Source organism: Dysgonomonas sp. BGC7 (assembly GCF_001261735.1).
In the GTDB taxonomy this organism is placed as follows: domain Bacteria; phylum Bacteroidota; class Bacteroidia; order Bacteroidales; family Dysgonomonadaceae; genus Dysgonomonas.
Window position 1 is genome coordinate 1 of the sequence record NZ_CVRP01000025.1, and the last position, 1,265, is coordinate 1,265.

Consider the following 1,265-nt stretch of genomic DNA (forward strand, 5'->3'; position numbering starts at 1 on the left):
ACGAAGCAATTACAGTACAAAAGATGGTAAGCGTCAATTATGCTTAAGATACACATCTTTTAGACAAACAACATTTTTAGGGTTGGGATTTTCAGTCCATCCCCGAAATTGGAGTGTCAAGCGTGAACTCGTTTTATCAGGAGATAAAAATTATCAACACTATAACCGCATAATAGAAGAAAAGTTTCACAAGGCTGAATGTATTCTTTGGGCTCATTATGATAGACCTCTGTCTAAGCGTGAATTTATTGACAAATTTCGAGATAAACAACATGGAAATACAGATTTCTATGTGTTTATTGAAAATGAATTGAAATTTCTTGAGTCTACAAGGGCAAAGCAGACCTTATCCAATTATAAGAATCTTATCAATAAAATGAGGGAGTGGAAGCCAACACTACCATTCAAAGAGCTAACATTAGAATTTATACAACGTTTTCATAATTATGAAATTGAATGCGGTAATCAACAATCTACTATATATAAAAAACATGCCAATTTTAAATTTCTCTTAGGCCTTGCTATAAATAAAGAGCAGTTGGTAAAGAATCCTTATGAGAAATTCCCCATTAAAAAAATAATAAAGGCTCAGAATAGTGATATATTGAATGAAGAAGAATTAAAAATTCTTCAATATACCTATGATAATAAAAAGTATTCAAATGGAAAAAGGGAAGTGTTACGGGATTTTCTCTTCAGTTGCTATACCTCATTATCATATGTGGAATTTCATAATGTCACATATGGTGATTTAAAGCCTGTCACGGTAAATAATAGAATATTTCTTCTATTATGTAATGAACGTCAGAAAACGAACGTATTGTATAAAATACCGATAGTTTCACCTGTAGTAGAACAACTCCTCGAAAGAGAAACCAGTGATACAGATAAAGATTCTAGTAAAAAGATATTTTCTCCTTTAGCTAATCAACCGACCAATAGATATCTGAAAGAAATAATGAAAGATTTGGGAATAAGTAAAACGATAACCTTCCACCTAGCTAGGCACACATTCCGAACTATAGCTGCAAAAAAAGATATAAGAGAGAGTATTGCCGAACGCATGATGGGGCATGCTGAAGGTAATGACATTAGAGACATTTACACTCATTTGCATGATGAGGATATAATAGAGGAGATGTTGAATAAGTGGATTGTATCGCTAAAAGATTAATTAGAACTTCCTGACACTTGTTTATTGACTACATTCCATTTTGAAAATGAAGAAATAAATAGATTGATTTCTGTCTCGTCCTAGAATAGGT

1 protein-coding gene is annotated in these 1,265 nt (G+C 32.3%); it reads left to right on the top strand.

Translation table 11 applies throughout. The features are described 5' to 3' along the window. Nucleotides 1-1,174 (top strand): site-specific integrase (locus BGC7_RS17110; protein ID WP_050702823.1); only part of this gene is annotated, 1,174 nt, incomplete at its 5' end. Nucleotides 1,175-1,265: the final 91 nt, after the last annotated feature.